This is a genomic window from Winogradskyella sp. UBA3174, from assembly GCF_002364335.1.
In the GTDB taxonomy this organism is placed as follows: domain Bacteria; phylum Bacteroidota; class Bacteroidia; order Flavobacteriales; family Flavobacteriaceae; genus Winogradskyella.
The window spans coordinates 123,964-142,206 of record NZ_DEXW01000037.1 but is presented as its reverse complement, the minus strand read 5'-3'; the positions used below and the strand labels follow the sequence as shown (position 1 = coordinate 142,206).

Sequence of the window (18,243 nt, the reverse complement as noted above, 5' to 3'; positions counted from 1 at the left end):
GAGAATTTTTAACTCTATCATTTTATGAGTTTGGCTCTTTAGTTTATTTTTTCTATATTAAAAATCTTACACTAAAGTAACAAAGCAGTTTTGGAACTGCTTTATTACTTGTAAAACTGAGATTTAAGTTTTGTTCTTAAAACTTTCATTCATATTTTAAATTGAAAAAAAACACGATGATTAAAAAAACGATTTTAAGCTTACAAAATCTCATTTTGTTAATATTCTGCATTCCTAGTTTTCAATGTCTAAATTCACAGGTATTTACCGATAGTAATTTACCTATTGTTATTATAGATACAGATAATGGTGATGCTATTCCTGACGATCCGCGAATTTTTGGTTTGATGAAAATTATTCAAAGGCCAGATGGTGCACGAAATTTTGTAAGTGATGCTAACAATGAGGTTTTTCTAGATTATTCAGGATCTATAAGTATCGAAATACGAGGTTTTTCATCTCAATTTTTACCAAAAAAACCCTACGGATTTACGACTTTATCAGACGACCGTTTAGAAAATGATAATGTAAAGTTACTTGGAATGCCAAGTGAAAATGATTGGATTTTAAATGCTTTTGCCTATGATGACAGTATGATGCGCGATTTTATTTCTTATACCATGGCAAGACAAATGGGTCAATATGCAGTTAGGTTACACTATTGTGAAGTTGTTTTAAACGGTGATTATATAGGTCTATACGCACTGTCAGAAAAAATAAAACGTGATGGTGATCGGGTAGATATTTCAAAATTAAATGATGACGAAATTACATTACCAGAAGTGACAGGTGGGTATATTATGCAGACTGATAGAGTATCTGGAGATGAAGAATTTGCATGGACCTCTAATGGTGTTGGATATATACATGAAAAACCAAATGAAGATGAGGTTACTGCAGAACAATCGGCTTACATCGAATCTGTTTTTAATGATTTAGATGCAACTGCTCAAAATTCAGATATAGTAAGCGGATACCCATCTGTTATAGACATACCTGCATTTGTAGATTATATGTTGATGTCAGAAATTGCCTCTAATGTTGATGCTTATGAGTATAGCACCTATTATCATAAGGATAGAAGTGGGAAATTAAGAGCAGGTCCTGTTTGGGATTATAATTTAACCTATGGTAATGATCTCGTTCAATTTAATTTTGACAGAAGTCTTACCGATGTATGGCAATTTAGTAATGGAGATAATGAAGGTGCAGGCTTCTGGGAAGATCTTTTTGATGATACAAAATTCAAATGCTATTTATCTAGACGATTTAATGAACTCATAAGCCCTGGTGAACCGTTAAATTACGACTCGATATCCGATTTAATCGATAGTAATGCTGTCTTAATATCTGAAGCTGTATTGCGTGAGGATGAACGCTGGAATACTATAGATGACTTTACAGGTGAAATTTCTAATATGAAGATTTGGATACAAGAACGAATTACTTGGATGCAAAATAATCTTGGTGAATTTTCTAATTGCAATATGGTAGAAATTCCATCTCTAGTTATTACTAAAATTAATTACAACCCTGAAGAAACAGATTTATTTCCAGAAAGCGATGATTTAGAATTTATAGTAATTCAAAATACTAGTAATGAAATTATAAATCTTACAGGAATATACTTCAGTCAGCTAGGTATTTCATATCAATTTCCAGTAAATGCTGTTATTGCAGATAGTGAATCTATTTATTTAGCTGGAGATGCAGCTACTTTTCAAGCCAAATATGGTTTTGCCCCATTTGATACATTTACAAGGGACTTATCAAATAAGAGACAGAATTTAGTTTTGTCAGACGCTTTTGGTAATGTGATTGACGAGGTGGAATATTTGGATGAAGCACCTTGGCCAGAAGAGGCAGATGGTGATGGTTTTTATTTAGAACTTATAGATGTTAATTCCGATAACGCAATTGCCAGTAATTGGATCGCAGTATCTGAAGAAGCTTTAAATACTAACGATTTTGATAATAGCATACAGACTATAACTGTATATCCAAACCCAGCAGAAGCAAAATTGATCTTAAGCTCGGAACAAACCATACAAAATATAACCATTTTTAACCTTCTTGGACAACAAGTCAAAACATTTCAAGTTAATTTCAAGTTAGGGGAAATTGATATTAGTGAACTCACAAATGGTGCTTATTTTTTAAATTTAAAACTAATTAATGGGGCTCGTGTTACAAAGAAGGTTTTTAAGAAATAGATTATAAAACCTTCAAGTATTGATTTTGAGAATTTTAAACCGATTGATAAATAATAGACTCGAGCCTCCAAGCTCACTTCAGCGTTTATTGTTTTCTATATAAAACGACAATTATTAAAGGGTTTCTTATATTTAAGTAATAATTTATCATCAACAATCTCAAGTGACTTCAATGAATCCAACTTTGAAAGTGGTTTTTTTAATTATTTTTTTCGTTGGAATGGCCTTTGTTGTGTTGAGCCGTTTTTATAAGTATTTCGAACAAGTTTATGCCCTAAAATATAAAAGGCCATTCTTTGTTAACTTCATAATAGTACCAAGAAAACTCACGAAAACACAATTACAAATTATAGAGCAAGAATTTACATTTTATAAAAAACTTAATCAGAAGTATAAGACTTTATTTATTCATCGTGTAGCTAGGTTTATAAATGCTAAAACTTTTATTGGAAGAGAAGATTTAGAGCCAACTGATGAGATGAAAGTGCTAATAGCTTCAACGGCAATAATGCTAACCTTTGGTTTTAAAAAGTATCTTATTGATTTAATTGATACTATTATTATTTATCCAAAGATATATTATTCAAATATTAATGAAACGTATCATAAAGGAGAAACCAATCCAAAATTGAAAGCTATTGTTTTTTCATGGGAAGACTTTAAGCATGGATACAAGATAGGTGATGATAACCTAAATCTAGGGATTCATGAGTTTGGACATACTATTCATTTAAACGCTTTTAGTAATAATGATGTGAGTAGTTTAATTTTTAATCAAGGATTTCAAAAACTAACAGATTATTTCCAAAATAATGAAGCTGTAAGACAAGATCTAATTGTTTCTAAATACTTTAGAGCTTATGCTTATACTGATCATTTTGAGTTTTTTGCGGTACTTTTAGAAAACTTTATTGAGACACCATCAGAGTTTAAGTCTCAATTTCCAGAATTATATAATTATATCAAACAGATGCTTAATTTTAATTTTGCAGGATATTAGTTTTATGGTTATATACTATTAAATAAAGTATTATTTTTAATCGTTGATAATTTAATGCTATATGAAAAGAATATTGGTTACGGGTGGAGCAGGATTTGTAGGTTCTCACTTATGCGAAAGACTCCTTAATGAAGGTAATGAAGTTATCTGCTTAGATAATTATTTTACAGGTTCTAAACGGAATATAGAGCATTTAATGGATCATCATTATTTTGAGTTGGTAAGGCATGATGTTACTAACCCCTATATGGTTGAGGTTGATGAAATTTATAATTTAGCTTGCCCAGCATCTCCTGTACACTATCAATATAATCCTATAAAAACGGTTAAGACTTCTGTTATGGGAGCAATTAATATGTTAGGGTTGGCTAAGAGAGTTGGTGCAAAAATATTACAAGCTTCAACGAGCGAAGTATACGGAGATCCACATGTACACCCACAACCTGAAACGTATTGGGGAAACGTAAACCCGATAGGTTTACGCTCTTGTTACGATGAAGGTAAACGTTGTGCTGAAACTTTGTTTATGGATTACCACAATCAAAATAAAGTAAAGATTAAGATTATTAGAATTTTTAATACCTATGGACCTAAAATGCATCCTCAAGACGGAAGAGTAGTTTCTAATTTTATTGTGCAAGCTTTAAAAGGAGAAGATATTACTATTTTTGGTGAAGGCACGCAAACAAGAAGTTTTCAGTACGTTGATGATTTAGTAGAAGGAACGCATCGTATGATGAATAGTAGAGATAGCTTTATTGGGCCCGTAAATATTGGAAACCCAAAAGAGTTTACCATGTTAGAGTTGGCAAAAGAAGTGTTGGATTTAACAGGTTCTAAATCTAAGTTAACATATTTACCATTACCTCAAGATGATCCTTTGCAACGTCAGCCAGATATTTCTTTAGCTAAAAAAGAATTAAATAACTGGGAGCCTAAGGTGAATTTGAGAGAAGGCTTAGGGCATACAATAAACTATTTTGATGCCTTATTGAAGAACGGATAAGTATTAGGATAACTTAAGATTAAGTATGCATAAATAAAAAGGTCTCAATTTAAAATTGGGACCTTTTTATTCTAAAAGTTGTTTGTGTTATAATGCAAATATTAACTGTAAATGTGTTTGAAAGTGGTTATTGTCGAGCCCACTTTCCTTATGATCTAAGGCAAATTTAGCAATAGTTTGTACTCTTACACCAATCGTTTTTCTTCTATTAAACCAAAATAAAACACCACCACCTAAGTTGGCAGAAATATTTGTTTCATCTATTGAGAATATACCAATACCAGCATTTCCATAAAAATCAATCCAATCTAAATCTGGAAAAATGTGCTTACCAAAGTAGTACTTCGCATGCGTATCAAACGAGATGTAATTATAGTCTTCTGTTAGTATAACTCCATCTATAATACCATCTTCAGAAAACTTGTTAAAAGTAACTGACTGTTCAATGGCAAAACCAGATGCCCAACTTAACTCAACAGCTGCAGAAATAGGAAGACCATTGGCCCAATCACCAGGGCTATTTATTGGGGATTTCTTGCCAGCACTATTAATTGCATTTAACCCAATACTTGCAAACCATTCTTTGTCAGTTGTTTGAGAAAAGGTTGTTAGGGTGTATAATAAAAATGCAGTCGCTAAAATCAGTTTTTTCATAAGATTCATATTTCTGTAATAAGTCAAAGTTAAACTTTATGCACTAAAAAACAAACACTTAATTAAACTTATTCCTTCAAATTTGTTCTTTTTAATTATTTTAAATGTAATCGTGATTTTAAGTGGTGGATGACACGTTTTCTATCGGAAAAAATAGCGATTCGGTAATCAGAATTACATAAAAACATGTAAAGTCGCGTTGTCAATGAGCTCATAAAAATGTAGAGTGTGACGAGTTTGTGCCAAAACCTCTGGAATTTTACGTGTCTTAATTTAAAGCGATACAATCCAAGAGCATATCTATAGGTCCTTTTAGATGGTTGACCTAACGTATTAAAATGAATCTTAAAGTATTTAAAATAGTGCTTTATCGGACTTGTCTTTTGTAAATCTTGAAAATTAATATTTGTGTTTTTCCTTAGGATTAACAAGGTGTCATAAGCCGTTCTAAAGTTAGTACTTCTGTATAGGCGACCATAATCATTAATTTGATGATTAAGAATGTTATGCATAGCTAGGTGTTTAGGAGACGGTATAGCTGTTAGATTGATGCGTTGCTTGTGAGATATTATGCAGGTATTACTTAGTTCGTCGTGTTGATAGTTTATAAAGAGTTTTCGGTGAATTTCTATCGCGGCTATATGTTTTTTTTTGGTGAGACGTGGTAAATGTTTGTGTTCAAAAAACGCTGCTCCCAAAGTTTGTGCGCTCGGTATATAATCCTGTTGAATTAATAAGTCGAATGCTATATCTACTTGATTCTTTGCTACCAATATGTCAATATCACCAATCATGCGTTCTCCTAAATCCTCGTAATAACCAGCTGCTAAGAGGGCAGCTCCTTTTAAAAAAACATGGTCAATTTGATTTGTATTAAAGAGTTGGGTAAGACAATCTACTTGTTTCAAAATCGCTTTATTTCTATTGCGATTAATACTAGTAATTTTCTCTAAATACACCTGTAATTCTTCTGGTAATACATCCAATAACTTTCTTGATCTAAGTCTGCAATACAGTGCTGGTAGCGATACGTGTTTACTGCTTTCTATGACCAAAGTATCCCAATTCATTTCTGGTTGCGTTAATTGATCTTTTAGCGTATCATTAGAGCTATCAAAACTGAGGATATCTGCAATTAGTTGGTATGTATTAAACAGATTTGGCATAAGCGTTAAGCAATAGTTTTACTAATATAAACTATAGAATTTAGACATTTTCATTAAACAGCGAATTCACCTTATGCGTCATGCTATCTATATTGCTATAAGTGAGCTCATACATAGTTAATGTTTGTAACCAATCTAAAAATTCTTTAGCGTGTTTAGGATTTGGTGACAACCATGAGTCTGGGATTAACGTTTCTAATAATTCAACTATAGAAATCTTTTTTAAATCGGTTTTTGAATCTGTTTTATAATTTACTAACACTATAGTATTGCAAGGATAATGATTGTTAGGAGGCCTTTTAAAAGGAATATATTTTATGAGACCTTTTGACTTATTAAATTCTACTGCTTGTAAATCATCAAAATTAGGAACTAATGTTCTTAGTGTACTAAATGACCCACTTTTCGTTGAAATAGCTGCAGGATTACTATAAATGTTTAGGTTTGTAGAGGCCAGTGGTGAAATGTCATCTGCAACTAAGTTAAAACCCTTCGTCGCTAAGATTGTACATAAGGTACTTTTTCCCTTACCAGATTTGCCCACAAAAAGAATGGAAGATATTCCATTAGTAATTGTTGAACCATGGAGGGTACCAATCCAATTGTTTTCTTCTTTGTCGTGAATGCTACACAAAAGATGAAACATAAATTTCCCTTGAAGTTTATGATAGTCTTGTTTTGGATAGCTATTTAAAAAAGTTTCGTTTTTAAATAAGTGTAAGTTATTGCCTTCTAAATAAATATCAAAAGTTAGGTCTGTGGTAGTTTTGTCTCTTGTTTCTAGATGAGCTAAAGGAGGATGAATAAGTTTCTTAACGAATTCAGAATCAAAATAGATTTGAAATGTTTTACCATTATAGGCGTATCTCTTTAAAATCTTTCGATTAGAATACTCTAAAACTTGGACTTTATCTTTGTTTGGGATGTTTGGGATATTGCAACCTTCAAGATAAGTTTTTATAGTTTTTATGACATCTAATTTACTTGTTTCAATTTCTTCAATATTAAGAGTGTCAAAAAAAGCGTCTTGTGAGTTAGATTGAAAATAGTTGTCTAGTAGTACCTTAAAGTTACTGTCAATAACGCTATAGCTATTTGATACAGAATACCACAACAAAAAGTGGTAACCAAACACATACTGATATGTTGGTGCTAACTGATTATTCAAAACTAAAACTGAAAATTAATCAAAGTCACCTCCTGGATCAGGTATAGATTGTGCTTGAGATTTTTGGGGATTTAAAATCAAAAATGTACCAACTGCAGTCAATGCGGCATATTTGCCCATCTTCTTTATAGCGTCTTTACGCGTGATTTTATCTAAATTGTTTTCGTTCTTCATGGTGTAAGTCCCATATTTTTAATTCAAAAATAATAAATTATTCGATTTAATAAAGAAAAATAGGAAAACCTTTACTTCAAAATAAGTTAGGCGTTTAATTTTACCTTAAAATAACCTTTTGAGTTATGTTTTGATTTTTAGTATCATTTAGCTTTACTACATATATACCAGTACTTAAATCATTAACGTTTATTTTTTGTAATCTACTCGTGGTATTTAATATCGCAGACGTTACTAAACGGCCTTGTATATCATATATGTTGGCAGTAGTTTTTGTCTTTAATTCACCAGCAATAATAACGGTTCTATCGTTTTGATCTGTGTATATACTTAAATCCCTTAAAGGATTATCTGATACAGACAAGATATTATTTGTAAAGCTTAAAAAGAAGCGCCCTGTACCACTTAAATTTGCACTAGGCGTTAAGATATAGTCGCTTGTGTTAAGTAAGGTATTTGTATTTGCAATAGTGTCTTCTAAATAGACTTCTACATTACTTGGTAAGTCCGAGAAGGACATACTAAACGTTAGTTGTTCTCCTTGGTTAGCATTAACACCAAGTGCAATTGTAACATCACTATAATCAGTAATACCTAAGGCTTGTATGGCAAAAGGAACACCTTGATTATCTTCCACTAAATGAGAGTATAAAGCAAAAGGGGTTGCGCTACCACCAAACAAACCAGCATCATAACCAGAGTTTAGTCCTAGCGAAGCTTCACTAGTAAAATAGATGTCTGTATTAAAACTATCATTAGATTTAGATAGTTGTAAGGTTGTACGGTAAGTTATAATTTCATCTCGTCCTTGTATAAAATCATCTCCACCACTAGACAATCGCATAGCAGGTGTAAAGTCTAATTGGCCTGTGTTATTTGAAGCCACAAAAAATCCTTGTCCTGGCGCAATATTAAGAGTGTTGTTTTGTAAACTATTAATTATTGTCCATTTGCTACTCGTATTTCCATCTGTATTATTGTTGTAGCCATAAATAGCTTTAAAATTAGGGTCTAAAACGGTTTCATCAATAACTCCTCCATTTGTAGTAAGAAATGCCTGAGCATCCATATAACTTGGATACGGATTGCCTACTAAATTCCATTTGTCCATAGGGTTATTTCCTAAAGCTTCAAAATCTGTAGTAGTTACAGTACCAGTATTAACACCACCTCTAAATGCTAAGGTGTTTCCGATTGCACCACTGGTTGCTACTCTAAAACCTTTTCCTGTAGTTAATATGACATCATTATCATAATTAATATTTGTTTGATCAGGATCTCCTGAGCCATCAAGACCAATTGAATAATTTACGTAGGTTACACTGTTACTATTGTCAAAAGGACCAAATAAATATTCTGCTTCATCTCCGTTTGCTGGAGAAGGATTGCTCGATAGATTAGAATTATCTGAGTCAGTCGCAAAATCAAAAAATGTTAAACCTGTTAATGGAGATGTTGCTAAATCGTTTCCTCCAGGACCAGCCGTAAAATTATTAACATAACGACGGTAGGTTACATTACCAGAAATATTACCAGCTAAAGATCCATCTAAAATAAGACTAGAATATTGTGTTGAGTTAGACTCTAAGTCTAGACTCGTGGCTGTTAGCGTAGCTGTTGCATTAATTGTTAGGCTTGCTGCTGGTTCTACCAATAAGTTATTAGAAGTGACATCGTTGGCAAAAACTGCATTTCCAGATAAAATAATTAGGTTGTCGTATTTGGTTGAAACACCTTCTGGAGATTCAGGTAACCATGCACCTGAAAAACTATAGTCTGTTGGTACATTTTTAGTATTTGGTGTGAAAATAAGATCTGCTCTTATAAGAGAATGTTTTTCAAAATCTCCAGTAAAATCTGGATTCCGAGCTAGGGATTGATTCTCTCCTCCTTCGCTTCCATAGGTTTCAGTTGCAACAACTATGCTATTTGAATTTGAAAGTGTAACACTATCTCCTCCATTATTTAAACTCAAATTTCCTACGCTTGCTACTTGTGTGGATAAAGGTTGAAAGCCTGTAGGTATGCCGCCTCCAAATACTGTGATAAATGAGCCAGGATCTAAAAAGGTGTTTAAAGGAAAAGTATGTTTTAGACCACTACCGTCAGATATGGTATAACCCGTTAGGTTAACGATAGAAATATCATTATTATATATCTCAATAAACTCGTCTTCTGAACTATCTCTTGTACCATCATTATTAGAGTCTCCGTTAAAAACGCTATTATCCGGATCGGCTAAAATTTCATTAATAATTAAAAGCGGAAGCGGGTCACACTGTACGGAAAGTATTGTTCCAGAATTAGTTACGTCACTGCAACCTCCACCTGATATACTAATATCCCAAGAGGATCCTTCAGTAAGTCCAGTTAAAGTTATAGTACCGTTAGGCGTTATAGAGGGATCATCTCCTCCAACGATGCCAGCAGATGTTGTCGACACAGATACGGCACTATCATCACCAAAATAAGGTATATTCACTGTCACCGTGTCATTATCAGCACCTGTAGTATTACTCGTACATGTAAAAGAAGGAGCGCCTAAGCTTACTCCGCACCCAGAACCTGAGTCTACTAAATTCCATTCATCCCTCACATAGATGCCATCTACAATTGTATTTTGAGTACTAGTAAATTGTCTTAAGGCTATGGCTTGAAATAATGAGGCGTCAGTTCCAGTTAGAGGACCAACAGAAGGAGTTCCGGGTTCTGTAGTTGGTACATTACCGTCACTAAAAATATAAAGACTAACCGTATCATCATTTGTTCCGGGATTAAAACTGTATTTAGCAACCACGAGATAGGTTTTAGTAATGTCCAAGTCGGCTGAATAATTTCCACTGCTGGCACTGAAGCTAATTCCAATTTGAATTTGGGTATTAGGATCTGTCCCCTGTTTCATAAACATTCTTGCGCGCCAATCACCACTATCTAATCCTGAATAATCGGGAGGAACAGAACTGTAACTGCTAAAATTCATAAAATATGATGGATTAGCAGAAGAATGAGTATAAGGTATGGATCCAGATTTCAACATAAAAGACATATAAACACTTCCAGAATTTAAATCCGATGAAAAAGGGCGATTAACATCTTGCCCAGTATTATCAATACCAGCAGCTAAGCCAATATTATCTCCTACATATCCTGGATAGGTTAAACCCGGACTTAATGTTTGTATGGCATTTGTAGTACCACCACTATGACCGAACCAGCCAAAATCTGTTAGTACGGCACTATTTGGATAATCAAAATTTTCAACCAAGTAATTCTCTTGCCCAAATCCTAATCCACTAATAATAAATGCTAATAAAAATAGGTATAATTGTCTCATTTGTATAAGTGCTGTTAGTTGTAAATAGGTTGTTGTTAGGGAGACAAGGGCATCAAATATAATAAATAAAGTAAGATATTATTTTTTTAAATATTAACAAATTATTAATTGTGGTCTTAGATGTTATTTTTTAACAAAACTGTAAATGAGTTTTTATAGCTTTGATAATTACTTGCAGTCCTTATTATTTGTTTTAGATTTGTTAACTACGAACTTGATCGCTTACTAATATAGGTATCATATGCTTTAAAGCTTAATTTATCAATTAGAGATGTAAGTTACACATGGTTATCTTATAAATAAAAGAAGACATAAAAATTTGGAAAATATTAATACCAAAGACTATTGGGAATCTAGGTTTATAACAAAAAACTGGGGAAAAAGCGGAAATAGACAAACCAAGGAGTATGCAAAGGCTAATGTTGCACAAACTAATTTAGATAGTAACTTTAAGGGTTCTGTTTTAGATTTTGGATGTGCTTTGGGTGATGCAATACCGATATATCATCAAGCTTTTCCTGATGCAAGTTTATACGGAATGGATTTGTCTGAAGTTGCAATTGAAATTTGTAAGAATAAATATGGAGACATTGCAAAATTTGAGAGTGGAACCCATGATACCATAAAACAATATGATCTAATCTTTGCGTCACATGTTATGGAGCATTTAACAGCTGATAAGACAGTAGTAGCGCATTTGTTAACTAACTGTAAAGAGTTGTTTGTTTTTGTTCCCTACAAAGAAAGCCCGCTTTACAGAGAGCACGTTAATTATTACGAGCGCAATTATTACGATAATTTTGAAGTACTAGAGAAAAAAGTATTTTTAGTTCAATTCGAATATAAACTTTCTTTAATCAACTTAGTAAAATCTTGCGTTAAAGGAAAGTTTAGTAACAAAGCTACTTTTTCTAAAGACATTATAATGTTTAGGATAAATGGCGCAATACTTTAGGGTTGTATAAATCTACTAACAATACCATTCAAACGTTTTGGGTAGCCTTAGGGAGCTTAAGTGCTTTTGGTTTAGCCATAGTTAGCTCTGCCATACTTTCTAGATATTTAGCTAAAGAAGACTATGGCACTTACAGGCAAATTATATTTGTTTATTCTACATTACTAGTTGTTTTCTCAGCAGGCTTACCACGAGTATTTGCTTATTTTTTACCAAGGTATAGTTTGTCTCAGGGTAAAACTATTGTTAAAAAAGTAAGCTTAGTTTTGGTGGGTTGTGGATTGTTGTTTTCAATTTGTTTATACCTTTTTTCGGGCTTAATAGCTAGGATTTTAGATAATGAGGAATTGGAGTATGGATTAAAGGTGTTTTCAATAGTGCCCTTTTTTTTATTACCAACATTGGGTATAGAAGGGATATTTTCTACCTATAAAAAAACGATATACATTGCAATTTACAACACGCTAACAAGGTTTGTAATGTTGTTGTGTATTATTGTTCCTGTTATTGTTTATGACGGTAATTACATTAATGCATTATACGGCTGGGTAGTGGCTTCTGTATTTACGTTTGTAATTGCAATCCTTTTTAAGTCATTACCTTTTAAAGGAATTAGTAAAAGTAAGACAGATTTAAAAATAGGAGAAATATTAAGTTATAGTTTGCCGTTGGTAGGTGCAGGTATATGGGGAGTTGTAATTAAGTCTTCTGACATGTTTTATATCAGTAGATTTTTTGGTGAAGAGGCTTTTGCAGAGTATGCCAACGGATTTACTAGTTTACCTTTTGTTACCATTATAACATCGAGTGCTGCAGTGGTGTTAATGCCAATATTCTCAAAGTATTTTCAGGGTAATAACAATACTAAAGAAATATTAAACGTATGGTTAAATGCACTAAAAAAGTCTACGATTATAATTTACCCACTTATAATTTATTTTTTTGTTTATGCTGATGATGTTGTTGTCCTTTTATTTTCAGAAAGCTATTTAAATTCGTCGATTTATTTTAGAATTAATCTAATTCTCAACGTATTTAATATCATTATTTTCGCTCCTTTATTTTTGGCAACAGGTAGAACAAAACTGTATGCAAATGTGCATATGTTTTTGGCATTAGCAATATGGTTAACCGGCTATTTAGTTGTTATTGTATTTAACTCACCTACAGCTATTGCATATAATAGTGTAGCAATTCATATTTTAAAAGTTATAATATTTATCTACTTGGCTTCAAGAATTTTGAATATTCCTTTCCTTAAGTTTTTTCCTTTAAGACAAATCGGAAGGTCACTTTTTCAGTCTTTTGTAGTTATTGGTTTCGTTTACTTCTCGTATGCTTATCTTGTAAATTCAGATAGTATTATCATTAAATTATTAGTTACTTTTAGTGCATTCTGCATAATTTTATTAGCAACAGGTAAGTTTTTTAGAATAGATTATTATGGTATGGTAAAACCATTTTTTAAAAGCCAAGATAATTAGTATAAAAATGTATTTTATTTAAGAATGAATTCTTTAGAGTCAAAAAAAATTTTAATCGTTACAAAATTCTTTTATCCAGAGATTACTCCAAGAGCATTTAGAGCTTTTGAATTGGCTAAGGAGTTTGCTAGACAAGGACATAACGTTAAGGTTTTAACGACAAATAAAAATTATGATTATAAAGCATTAGAGGTAAAGTATGGCTTTAAGATAGAGGATACTGTAGCGAATGAACCAAATGAGTTAGTAGGTGGTGGCTTAATAAGACTTATTCGATTTGGACTAAAACACTTTTTTCTGTTTCCGTTTATTTACCTTTCAAAATATTTTAAAAAAGCTTTGAAAAAAGAAACGGGATATGATATTCTAATTTCAATAGCTTACCCTTATACTGTTCATTTTGGTGTAGCTTTAGCTACTGACAAGAATAAAGAACTTGCTAAAGTTTGGATAGCAGATTGCGGTGATCCTTTTACTGGCGGACAAGAGACAAGGTTTGAAAGCCCTTTTTATTATAAATGGATTGAGAAATGGTTCTGTAAGAAACCTCATTTCATAACCATTCCAATTAAAGAAGCTAAGAGTGCTTATCCAAGTATTTGCCAGCATAAATTAAAAGTTATACCTCAAGGATTTGATTTTAGTACCATAAAGCCAAATTTTAAACCAGGAGAAAATAAAGTAATAACATTTGCTTATGCAGGTACTTTGAGTGCTGGGTCAAGAGACCCAAGATCTTTAATTGATTATCTCCAAAGCCTTAATAAAGACTTTAAATTTATTCTTTATACGCGTAATAAAGACTTTTTAGAAGTTTATAAAAAACAATTAGGAGATAAATTAGAGCTTAGAGATTACGTACCAAGAGATATATTATTGAGAGATTTAGGGAAAATGGATTTTTTAGTTAATTTAGAGAATAAAACGTCTATTCATAGTCCTAGTAAGTTAATTGATTACGCATTATTAGAACGACCTATTTTGTCTGTAAAACCATTTGATTTAGACACGGAAATTGTAGATGAATTTATGACAGCTAATTATAAAAACAGTTTGATAGTCGAAAATATCGAAAATTATAATATTACAAATGTTGCTAATAATTTTTTAGCATTGTATAATCAAGACATGTAGATTGTGAAAAAGTCTAACTTATTTACAAAGATAAAATTTGTTGTTTTAGGATTATTCCTATTTTTTCTTTTTCATTTTGAATCTTTAAGTATTGGGTCTGTAAAGATTTCACACCTTTGGAAAGGTATTCTATTACTGTTTTTAATATTTAAAATTCTTAGTAAGAAACGCAAACAATTATTTGTTTATAAGCCTTTAATTTTGCTGGCAGTGCTACAACTAGTTAATGTTGAGTTGTTTATTAATCCTTTTAATGCTGTTTTTTTATTTTTAACCACTTTACTATTACCGTTATTAGGTATTTATGTTTTACAGTTCTCTTCGTTACAACTACAAAAAGTATTATTGTTTTTTTCCTCTTTTTTTATTTTGTCTTTCATCCCTTATGAACTAGGAATAATTGAGAGTTATGGAAAGCTTTATAATTTAGCTAGTTATGGAGATGCAAAACAATCCGGTATTATTGGTCCATTTCAAAGTCCCCATGCAGCATCTACAGCCTTAGCAGGTTCGTTCTTAGTAATATTGTACTTCTGGTTTACCAAGTATGTTAATAGAATTTATTTATCAATACTTTTAATACTAAGTTTTTACTTGTTAATTTTTACATATGTAAGAACTGGGATGCTAATGGTAACATTAGGTATAATTCCTATGTTACTATATTTTGTAAAAAAAGGTGTCTCGACAAGAATACGTTTAATTTTTATAGGCGGTATCTTTTCGGTTTTAATAAGTGGATGGATATTATCTAATGAAGTTTTAATAGACAGAATTACAGGAAATCGAATTAATAAAGTTGAAACTGACTCTTTTGAAGAACTTGGGAGTGGTCGTGGTCAAATTTATAGTTATGCTGTAGATATTTTTTTAGAAGCTAATATTTTTGAAAAAGTTATTGGAGTAGGTCAAACAGAACAAGTTAAAAGAATGGATAAAAAGCTAGGATCTGGTCTAATTCCTCATAATGGATTCTTGCTAATTCTTTTAAATACAGGTGCTATTGGTTTATTTGTTTTCTTAGTGTTTATTAGAAAAGTTATTAACTCTTGTGGTACTCTAGCACCTTCAGATAAAATATTAACACAAGGACTTTTGTTCGCTTATGTTATAATGACATTCTTTCAAAATTATGATTTAATTTATGCGTATTTACTTTTAGTTTTAAGCGTTGCACATTCCAATAAGTTAACAAATCAAAAAAAACTAAATCAAATTTATTTTAGTAAATATTACCACTTATCGGATGATGAATAACATTAAAATAAAAGTAATTCAAACTAGCTCAGAGTTTAACTTATTAGAAGAAGAGTGGAAAGCGCTAGAAAGCAGTTTAAATCATTCTAACATCACCTCTTCATTTGATTGGTTAAATACATGGTGGAAGATCTTTAAAGACGTAAATAATAATAAAATAGGGTATGATAAAAAGCTAATTGTTATTTGTCTATATGATAACGATTTACTTATATCAGTTGCTCCTTTTTTAAAAGTGTACAGAAAAAAATTCGGTATAAAAATTAGCTTTATCGAATTTTTAGGACAACAATGGGCTGGTAACTATATAGATATTATTTCTCATAAAAAACATGCTGCTAATAATGAAGCTGTTTTTTGTTGGTTATATAAAAACATAAAATTTGATATCATTTTATTAAAATATATTCCTGAATTTTCTGCACATTTTAATAACGATGATTTATATCTTTACTCTGCCTGTCCAGAAATTAAAATTAGTGCGTACAATAGCCATGAGGAGTTTATTAAAAACGAATACTCAAAAGGTTTAAAACAAAATTTAAGAACAGCTTACAATAGAGCCAAAAAAACAGGAATAGAGATTCAAACTTCAGTTGAGGTTATAGATCAAAAGAATTTTAAAGAGATTATTAATATATCTGCCTTTAAATTAGCAGACGGAAAGTGGTCTTTGTATGAGGATAGAAATAAATCGTTGTTTATGGAACAAATAACTAATAGGATGGCATCCAATGTTGTACTTGTGAGACTTAACAATAAAAATGTAGCTTATAGAACTAATATTTTCTTCAACCAAAATAAATTTTGCATTGATGCTTCATACGATAGAAATTTTAGAAAATTTGAATTAGGGAGTATTTCTGTAGATGCAAATATTAAAGACAGTTATTCAAAGCAAATTCTTACGCATTGTTTAGGGCCTGGGTTAGATGTTTACAAGAAAAAGTTCACAAAAAAAACCATAAAAATCTTCATATACTTAAGAAAGGGAAACACGCTAATGTCTTTACTTCTTTTTAATCCAATTAAAGTAATTACTCTAAGAAAAGAGAAAGAAGCAAAACAGCTCATTAAATAACTATGGCCATAATAACTCAGTTTAAACAATACGGATTTAAGAATAGTTTTATTAGGGCGGTAAAATTAGTTTTAAGAGCTTGTGGAGTAAATGTAGAAACTTATATGTTCTACACGCAAGAGATTAAAACAAGTTTACTTAAGCAGAGTAATATTAGCCCTAATTATAAAACAGAAAAACTGAATTATAATAGTTATGAAAGTTCTAGGGGTTTAAAATTTGATAATTTAAAGCTTAACTTATTTAAAGAAAGACTTAATGATAATGAATATCTAGCATATGGAGTGTTTGATGGTGAAATTTTGATTTATTCAAGTTGGATATCAACCAGACAAGATGAAATGTCATTACAGGCCTTGGGCTTAAAGTTAAATCCAGACGAAGGTTTATTGCTAGATATCGAAACTCATCCAAGTTACAGAAGACAAGGTCTTCATAATTACATGAATATTTACTGTTTAGAACGTATAAAAGAGCTCGGAAAAGATAAAGCAGTAGTTTTGGTTTTAAAAGAAAATGTTCCAGCAAGAAAGTCTCAGGAACGTTCGGGATTTAAGAAAAGTAAAAAAATAAGTTGTTATAAAATATGGGGAATGCAAAAAATTAGAATTAATAATATTTAGCTTTTAAAATAATTATAATGAGAAAACTTATAAGACACCTAATTGCAAGTGTTTTAATAGTATTAGGTTTTGTTAGACGACAGAATAAACGTGTCCATTCTAAAAATCTTATAACACCTATTTATTTTCATAATCCAAGTAAAGAATTATTTGAAAAGTGCATAAATTGGCTCATTAAAAACGACTACTATTTTATTTCGACTGATGATTTATATAATGTTTTAAAAAATAAAAAAGTAATTAAAAACGGTGCAGTATGCATAACAGTTGATGATGGTTGGAAAGATAATATTGAAAACATTATGCCAATAGTAACAAAATTACAAATTCCTTTAACAATCTTCATTGCTACAGAACCTGTAAAAAATGGTGCGTTTTGGTGGTCTTACATAAAAGAAAATAATAAAAATAATCATAAGAATATTTCCGTTCAAGCTTCTAAGAATTTACCAAATATTAAAAGAAAGCAATTAGTACAAAAGCTTAAAAAAAACATAGAATTACCAAGAGAAGCGATGACTAAGGAAGATGTTATAAGAATTTCAAAATTTGAATCTGTTACAATTGGTAATCACACAGTAAATCATCCTATAACTAATAGATGTGAAATTGACGAGTTAAACTATGAGATTACGGAGGGCTCGAGTGAATTGAAAAATTGGATTGTTGATGAGGTTGCTTTTTTCGCATATCCAAATGGAGATTTTGACGAAAGAGAAGCTCCCTTTTTAAATAATAATAATATTAAGTTAGCTTTTACTACAGTTCCAAAACACATCAATAGTACCAAAACTATTAATCATTTTCAAGTACCTAGATTCTGTGTAAATGATAATGGTTCTTTTTCTGAAAATATATGTAAAATGGTAGGGGTTTGGCAAAAATATATTGAATAATAAAGTTGTTTAAACCCAAAAAGATTGTTTTTTATTAGTTTAGCGTCTTTCATCTTTAAGATGAATTTCTATTATCAACAAAAGTTTTTAAAACTATT

At 31.1% G+C, this 18,243-nt stretch carries 15 protein-coding genes; 10 read left to right on the top strand and 5 right to left on the bottom strand.

Annotation, left to right across the window (positions count from 1 at the left end; all coding sequences use genetic code 11):
* Positions 1–176 precede the first annotated feature (176 nt).
* From B2U95_RS05605 to B2U95_RS05595, 3 genes are all read left to right on the top strand, one after another.
* The gene (locus B2U95_RS05605) at positions 177–2,213 is read left to right on the top strand and encodes a CotH kinase family protein (protein WP_296313647.1); all 2,037 of its coding nucleotides are present in this window, start codon (positions 177–179) and stop codon (positions 2,211–2,213) included.
* Between the two features lie 172 nt (positions 2,214–2,385).
* Positions 2,386–3,213, top strand: coding sequence for a zinc-dependent peptidase (locus tag B2U95_RS05600; RefSeq protein WP_296313645.1), 828 nt, complete (start codon positions 2,386–2,388; stop codon positions 3,211–3,213).
* 61 nt (positions 3,214–3,274) lie between these two features.
* On the top strand, positions 3,275–4,219 hold the full coding sequence (locus B2U95_RS05595; protein ID WP_296313642.1) for a UDP-glucuronic acid decarboxylase family protein: 945 nt from the start codon (positions 3,275–3,277) through the stop codon (positions 4,217–4,219).
* Between the two features lie 87 nt (positions 4,220–4,306).
* On the opposite strand, the gene B2U95_RS05590 is transcribed toward B2U95_RS05595, so the two are convergent.
* From B2U95_RS05590 to B2U95_RS05570, 5 genes are all read right to left on the bottom strand, one after another.
* On the bottom strand, positions 4,307–4,873 hold the full coding sequence (locus B2U95_RS05590) for a hypothetical protein (protein ID WP_296313640.1): 567 nt from the start codon (positions 4,871–4,873) through the stop codon (positions 4,307–4,309).
* 95 nt (positions 4,874–4,968) lie between these two features.
* A complete protein-coding gene (locus B2U95_RS05585) occupies positions 4,969–6,039 on the bottom strand; it encodes a nucleotidyltransferase family protein (RefSeq protein ID WP_296313639.1) in 1,071 nt (356 codons plus the stop codon).
* 40 nt (positions 6,040–6,079) lie between these two features.
* Positions 6,080–7,207, bottom strand: coding sequence for a hypothetical protein (locus B2U95_RS05580; protein ID WP_296313637.1), 1,128 nt, complete (start codon positions 7,205–7,207; stop codon positions 6,080–6,082).
* A gap of 15 nt (positions 7,208–7,222) precedes the next feature.
* Positions 7,223–7,381 carry a hypothetical protein gene (locus tag B2U95_RS05575; RefSeq protein WP_296313636.1) on the bottom strand — a complete coding sequence of 53 codons (159 nt, stop codon included), beginning with the start codon at positions 7,379–7,381 and terminating at the stop codon, positions 7,223–7,225.
* A gap of 100 nt (positions 7,382–7,481) precedes the next feature.
* Positions 7,482–10,715 (bottom strand): lamin tail domain-containing protein, encoded by a 3,234-nt coding sequence (locus B2U95_RS05570; RefSeq protein ID WP_296313634.1) that lies wholly within the window; start codon positions 10,713–10,715, stop codon positions 7,482–7,484.
* Positions 10,716–11,034: 319 nt separating this feature from the next.
* Here B2U95_RS05570 and B2U95_RS05565 point away from each other — a divergent pair, with 319 nt between their 5' ends.
* Genes B2U95_RS05565 through B2U95_RS05535 form a run of 7 tightly spaced genes read left to right on the top strand, consistent with a single transcriptional unit; the run spans position 11,035 to position 18,145 of the window.
* Positions 11,035–11,670, top strand: coding sequence for a class I SAM-dependent methyltransferase (locus tag B2U95_RS05565; protein ID WP_296313633.1), 636 nt, complete (start codon positions 11,035–11,037; stop codon positions 11,668–11,670).
* Positions 11,671–11,672: 2 nt separating this feature from the next.
* Positions 11,673–13,154, top strand: a complete 1,482-nt coding sequence (locus B2U95_RS05560; RefSeq protein WP_296313631.1) for an oligosaccharide flippase family protein — start codon at positions 11,673–11,675, stop codon at positions 13,152–13,154.
* A gap of 24 nt (positions 13,155–13,178) precedes the next feature.
* Positions 13,179–14,288: a glycosyltransferase gene (locus B2U95_RS05555; RefSeq protein ID WP_296313629.1), complete on the top strand. Its 1,110-nt coding sequence runs from the start codon at positions 13,179–13,181 to the stop codon at positions 14,286–14,288.
* A 3-nt stretch (positions 14,289–14,291) separates the two neighbouring features.
* Positions 14,292–15,545: an O-antigen ligase family protein gene (locus B2U95_RS05550; RefSeq protein ID WP_296313627.1), complete on the top strand. Its 1,254-nt coding sequence runs from the start codon at positions 14,292–14,294 to the stop codon at positions 15,543–15,545.
* Positions 15,535–16,626 (top strand): hypothetical protein, encoded by a 1,092-nt coding sequence (locus B2U95_RS05545; protein WP_296313625.1) that lies wholly within the window; start codon positions 15,535–15,537, stop codon positions 16,624–16,626. The genes B2U95_RS05550 and B2U95_RS05545 overlap by 11 nt, the downstream gene beginning before the upstream one ends.
* 2 nt (positions 16,627–16,628) lie before the next feature.
* Positions 16,629–17,249, top strand: a complete 621-nt coding sequence (locus B2U95_RS05540) for a GNAT family N-acetyltransferase (RefSeq protein WP_296313624.1) — start codon at positions 16,629–16,631, stop codon at positions 17,247–17,249.
* Positions 17,250–17,266: 17 nt separating this feature from the next.
* Positions 17,267–18,145, top strand: coding sequence for a polysaccharide deacetylase family protein (locus tag B2U95_RS05535; protein WP_296313622.1), 879 nt, complete (start codon positions 17,267–17,269; stop codon positions 18,143–18,145).
* Positions 18,146–18,243 lie beyond the last annotated feature (98 nt).

Excerpts from the sequence above, each read along its gene's own strand:
- B2U95_RS05605 (WP_296313647.1), top strand. The coding sequence starts at position 177 with ATGATTAAAAAAACGATTTTAAGCTTACAAAATCTCATTTTGTTAATA.
- B2U95_RS05600 (WP_296313645.1), top strand. The coding sequence starts at position 2,386 with ATGAATCCAACTTTGAAAGTGGTTTTTTTAATTATTTTTTTCGTTGGA.
- B2U95_RS05595 (WP_296313642.1), top strand. The coding sequence starts at position 3,275 with ATGAAAAGAATATTGGTTACGGGTGGAGCAGGATTTGTAGGTTCTCAC.
- B2U95_RS05590 (WP_296313640.1), bottom strand. The coding sequence starts at position 4,873 with ATGAAAAAACTGATTTTAGCGACTGCATTTTTATTATACACCCTAACA.
- B2U95_RS05585 (WP_296313639.1), bottom strand. The coding sequence starts at position 6,039 with ATGCCAAATCTGTTTAATACATACCAACTAATTGCAGATATCCTCAGT.
- B2U95_RS05575 (WP_296313636.1), bottom strand. The coding sequence starts at position 7,381 with ATGAAGAACGAAAACAATTTAGATAAAATCACGCGTAAAGACGCTATA.
- B2U95_RS05570 (WP_296313634.1), bottom strand. The coding sequence starts at position 10,715 with ATGAGACAATTATACCTATTTTTATTAGCATTTATTATTAGTGGATTA.
- B2U95_RS05555 (WP_296313629.1), top strand. The coding sequence starts at position 13,179 with ATGAATTCTTTAGAGTCAAAAAAAATTTTAATCGTTACAAAATTCTTT.
- B2U95_RS05545 (WP_296313625.1), top strand. The coding sequence starts at position 15,535 with ATGATGAATAACATTAAAATAAAAGTAATTCAAACTAGCTCAGAGTTT.
- B2U95_RS05540 (WP_296313624.1), top strand. The coding sequence starts at position 16,629 with ATGGCCATAATAACTCAGTTTAAACAATACGGATTTAAGAATAGTTTT.
- B2U95_RS05535 (WP_296313622.1), top strand. The coding sequence starts at position 17,267 with ATGAGAAAACTTATAAGACACCTAATTGCAAGTGTTTTAATAGTATTA.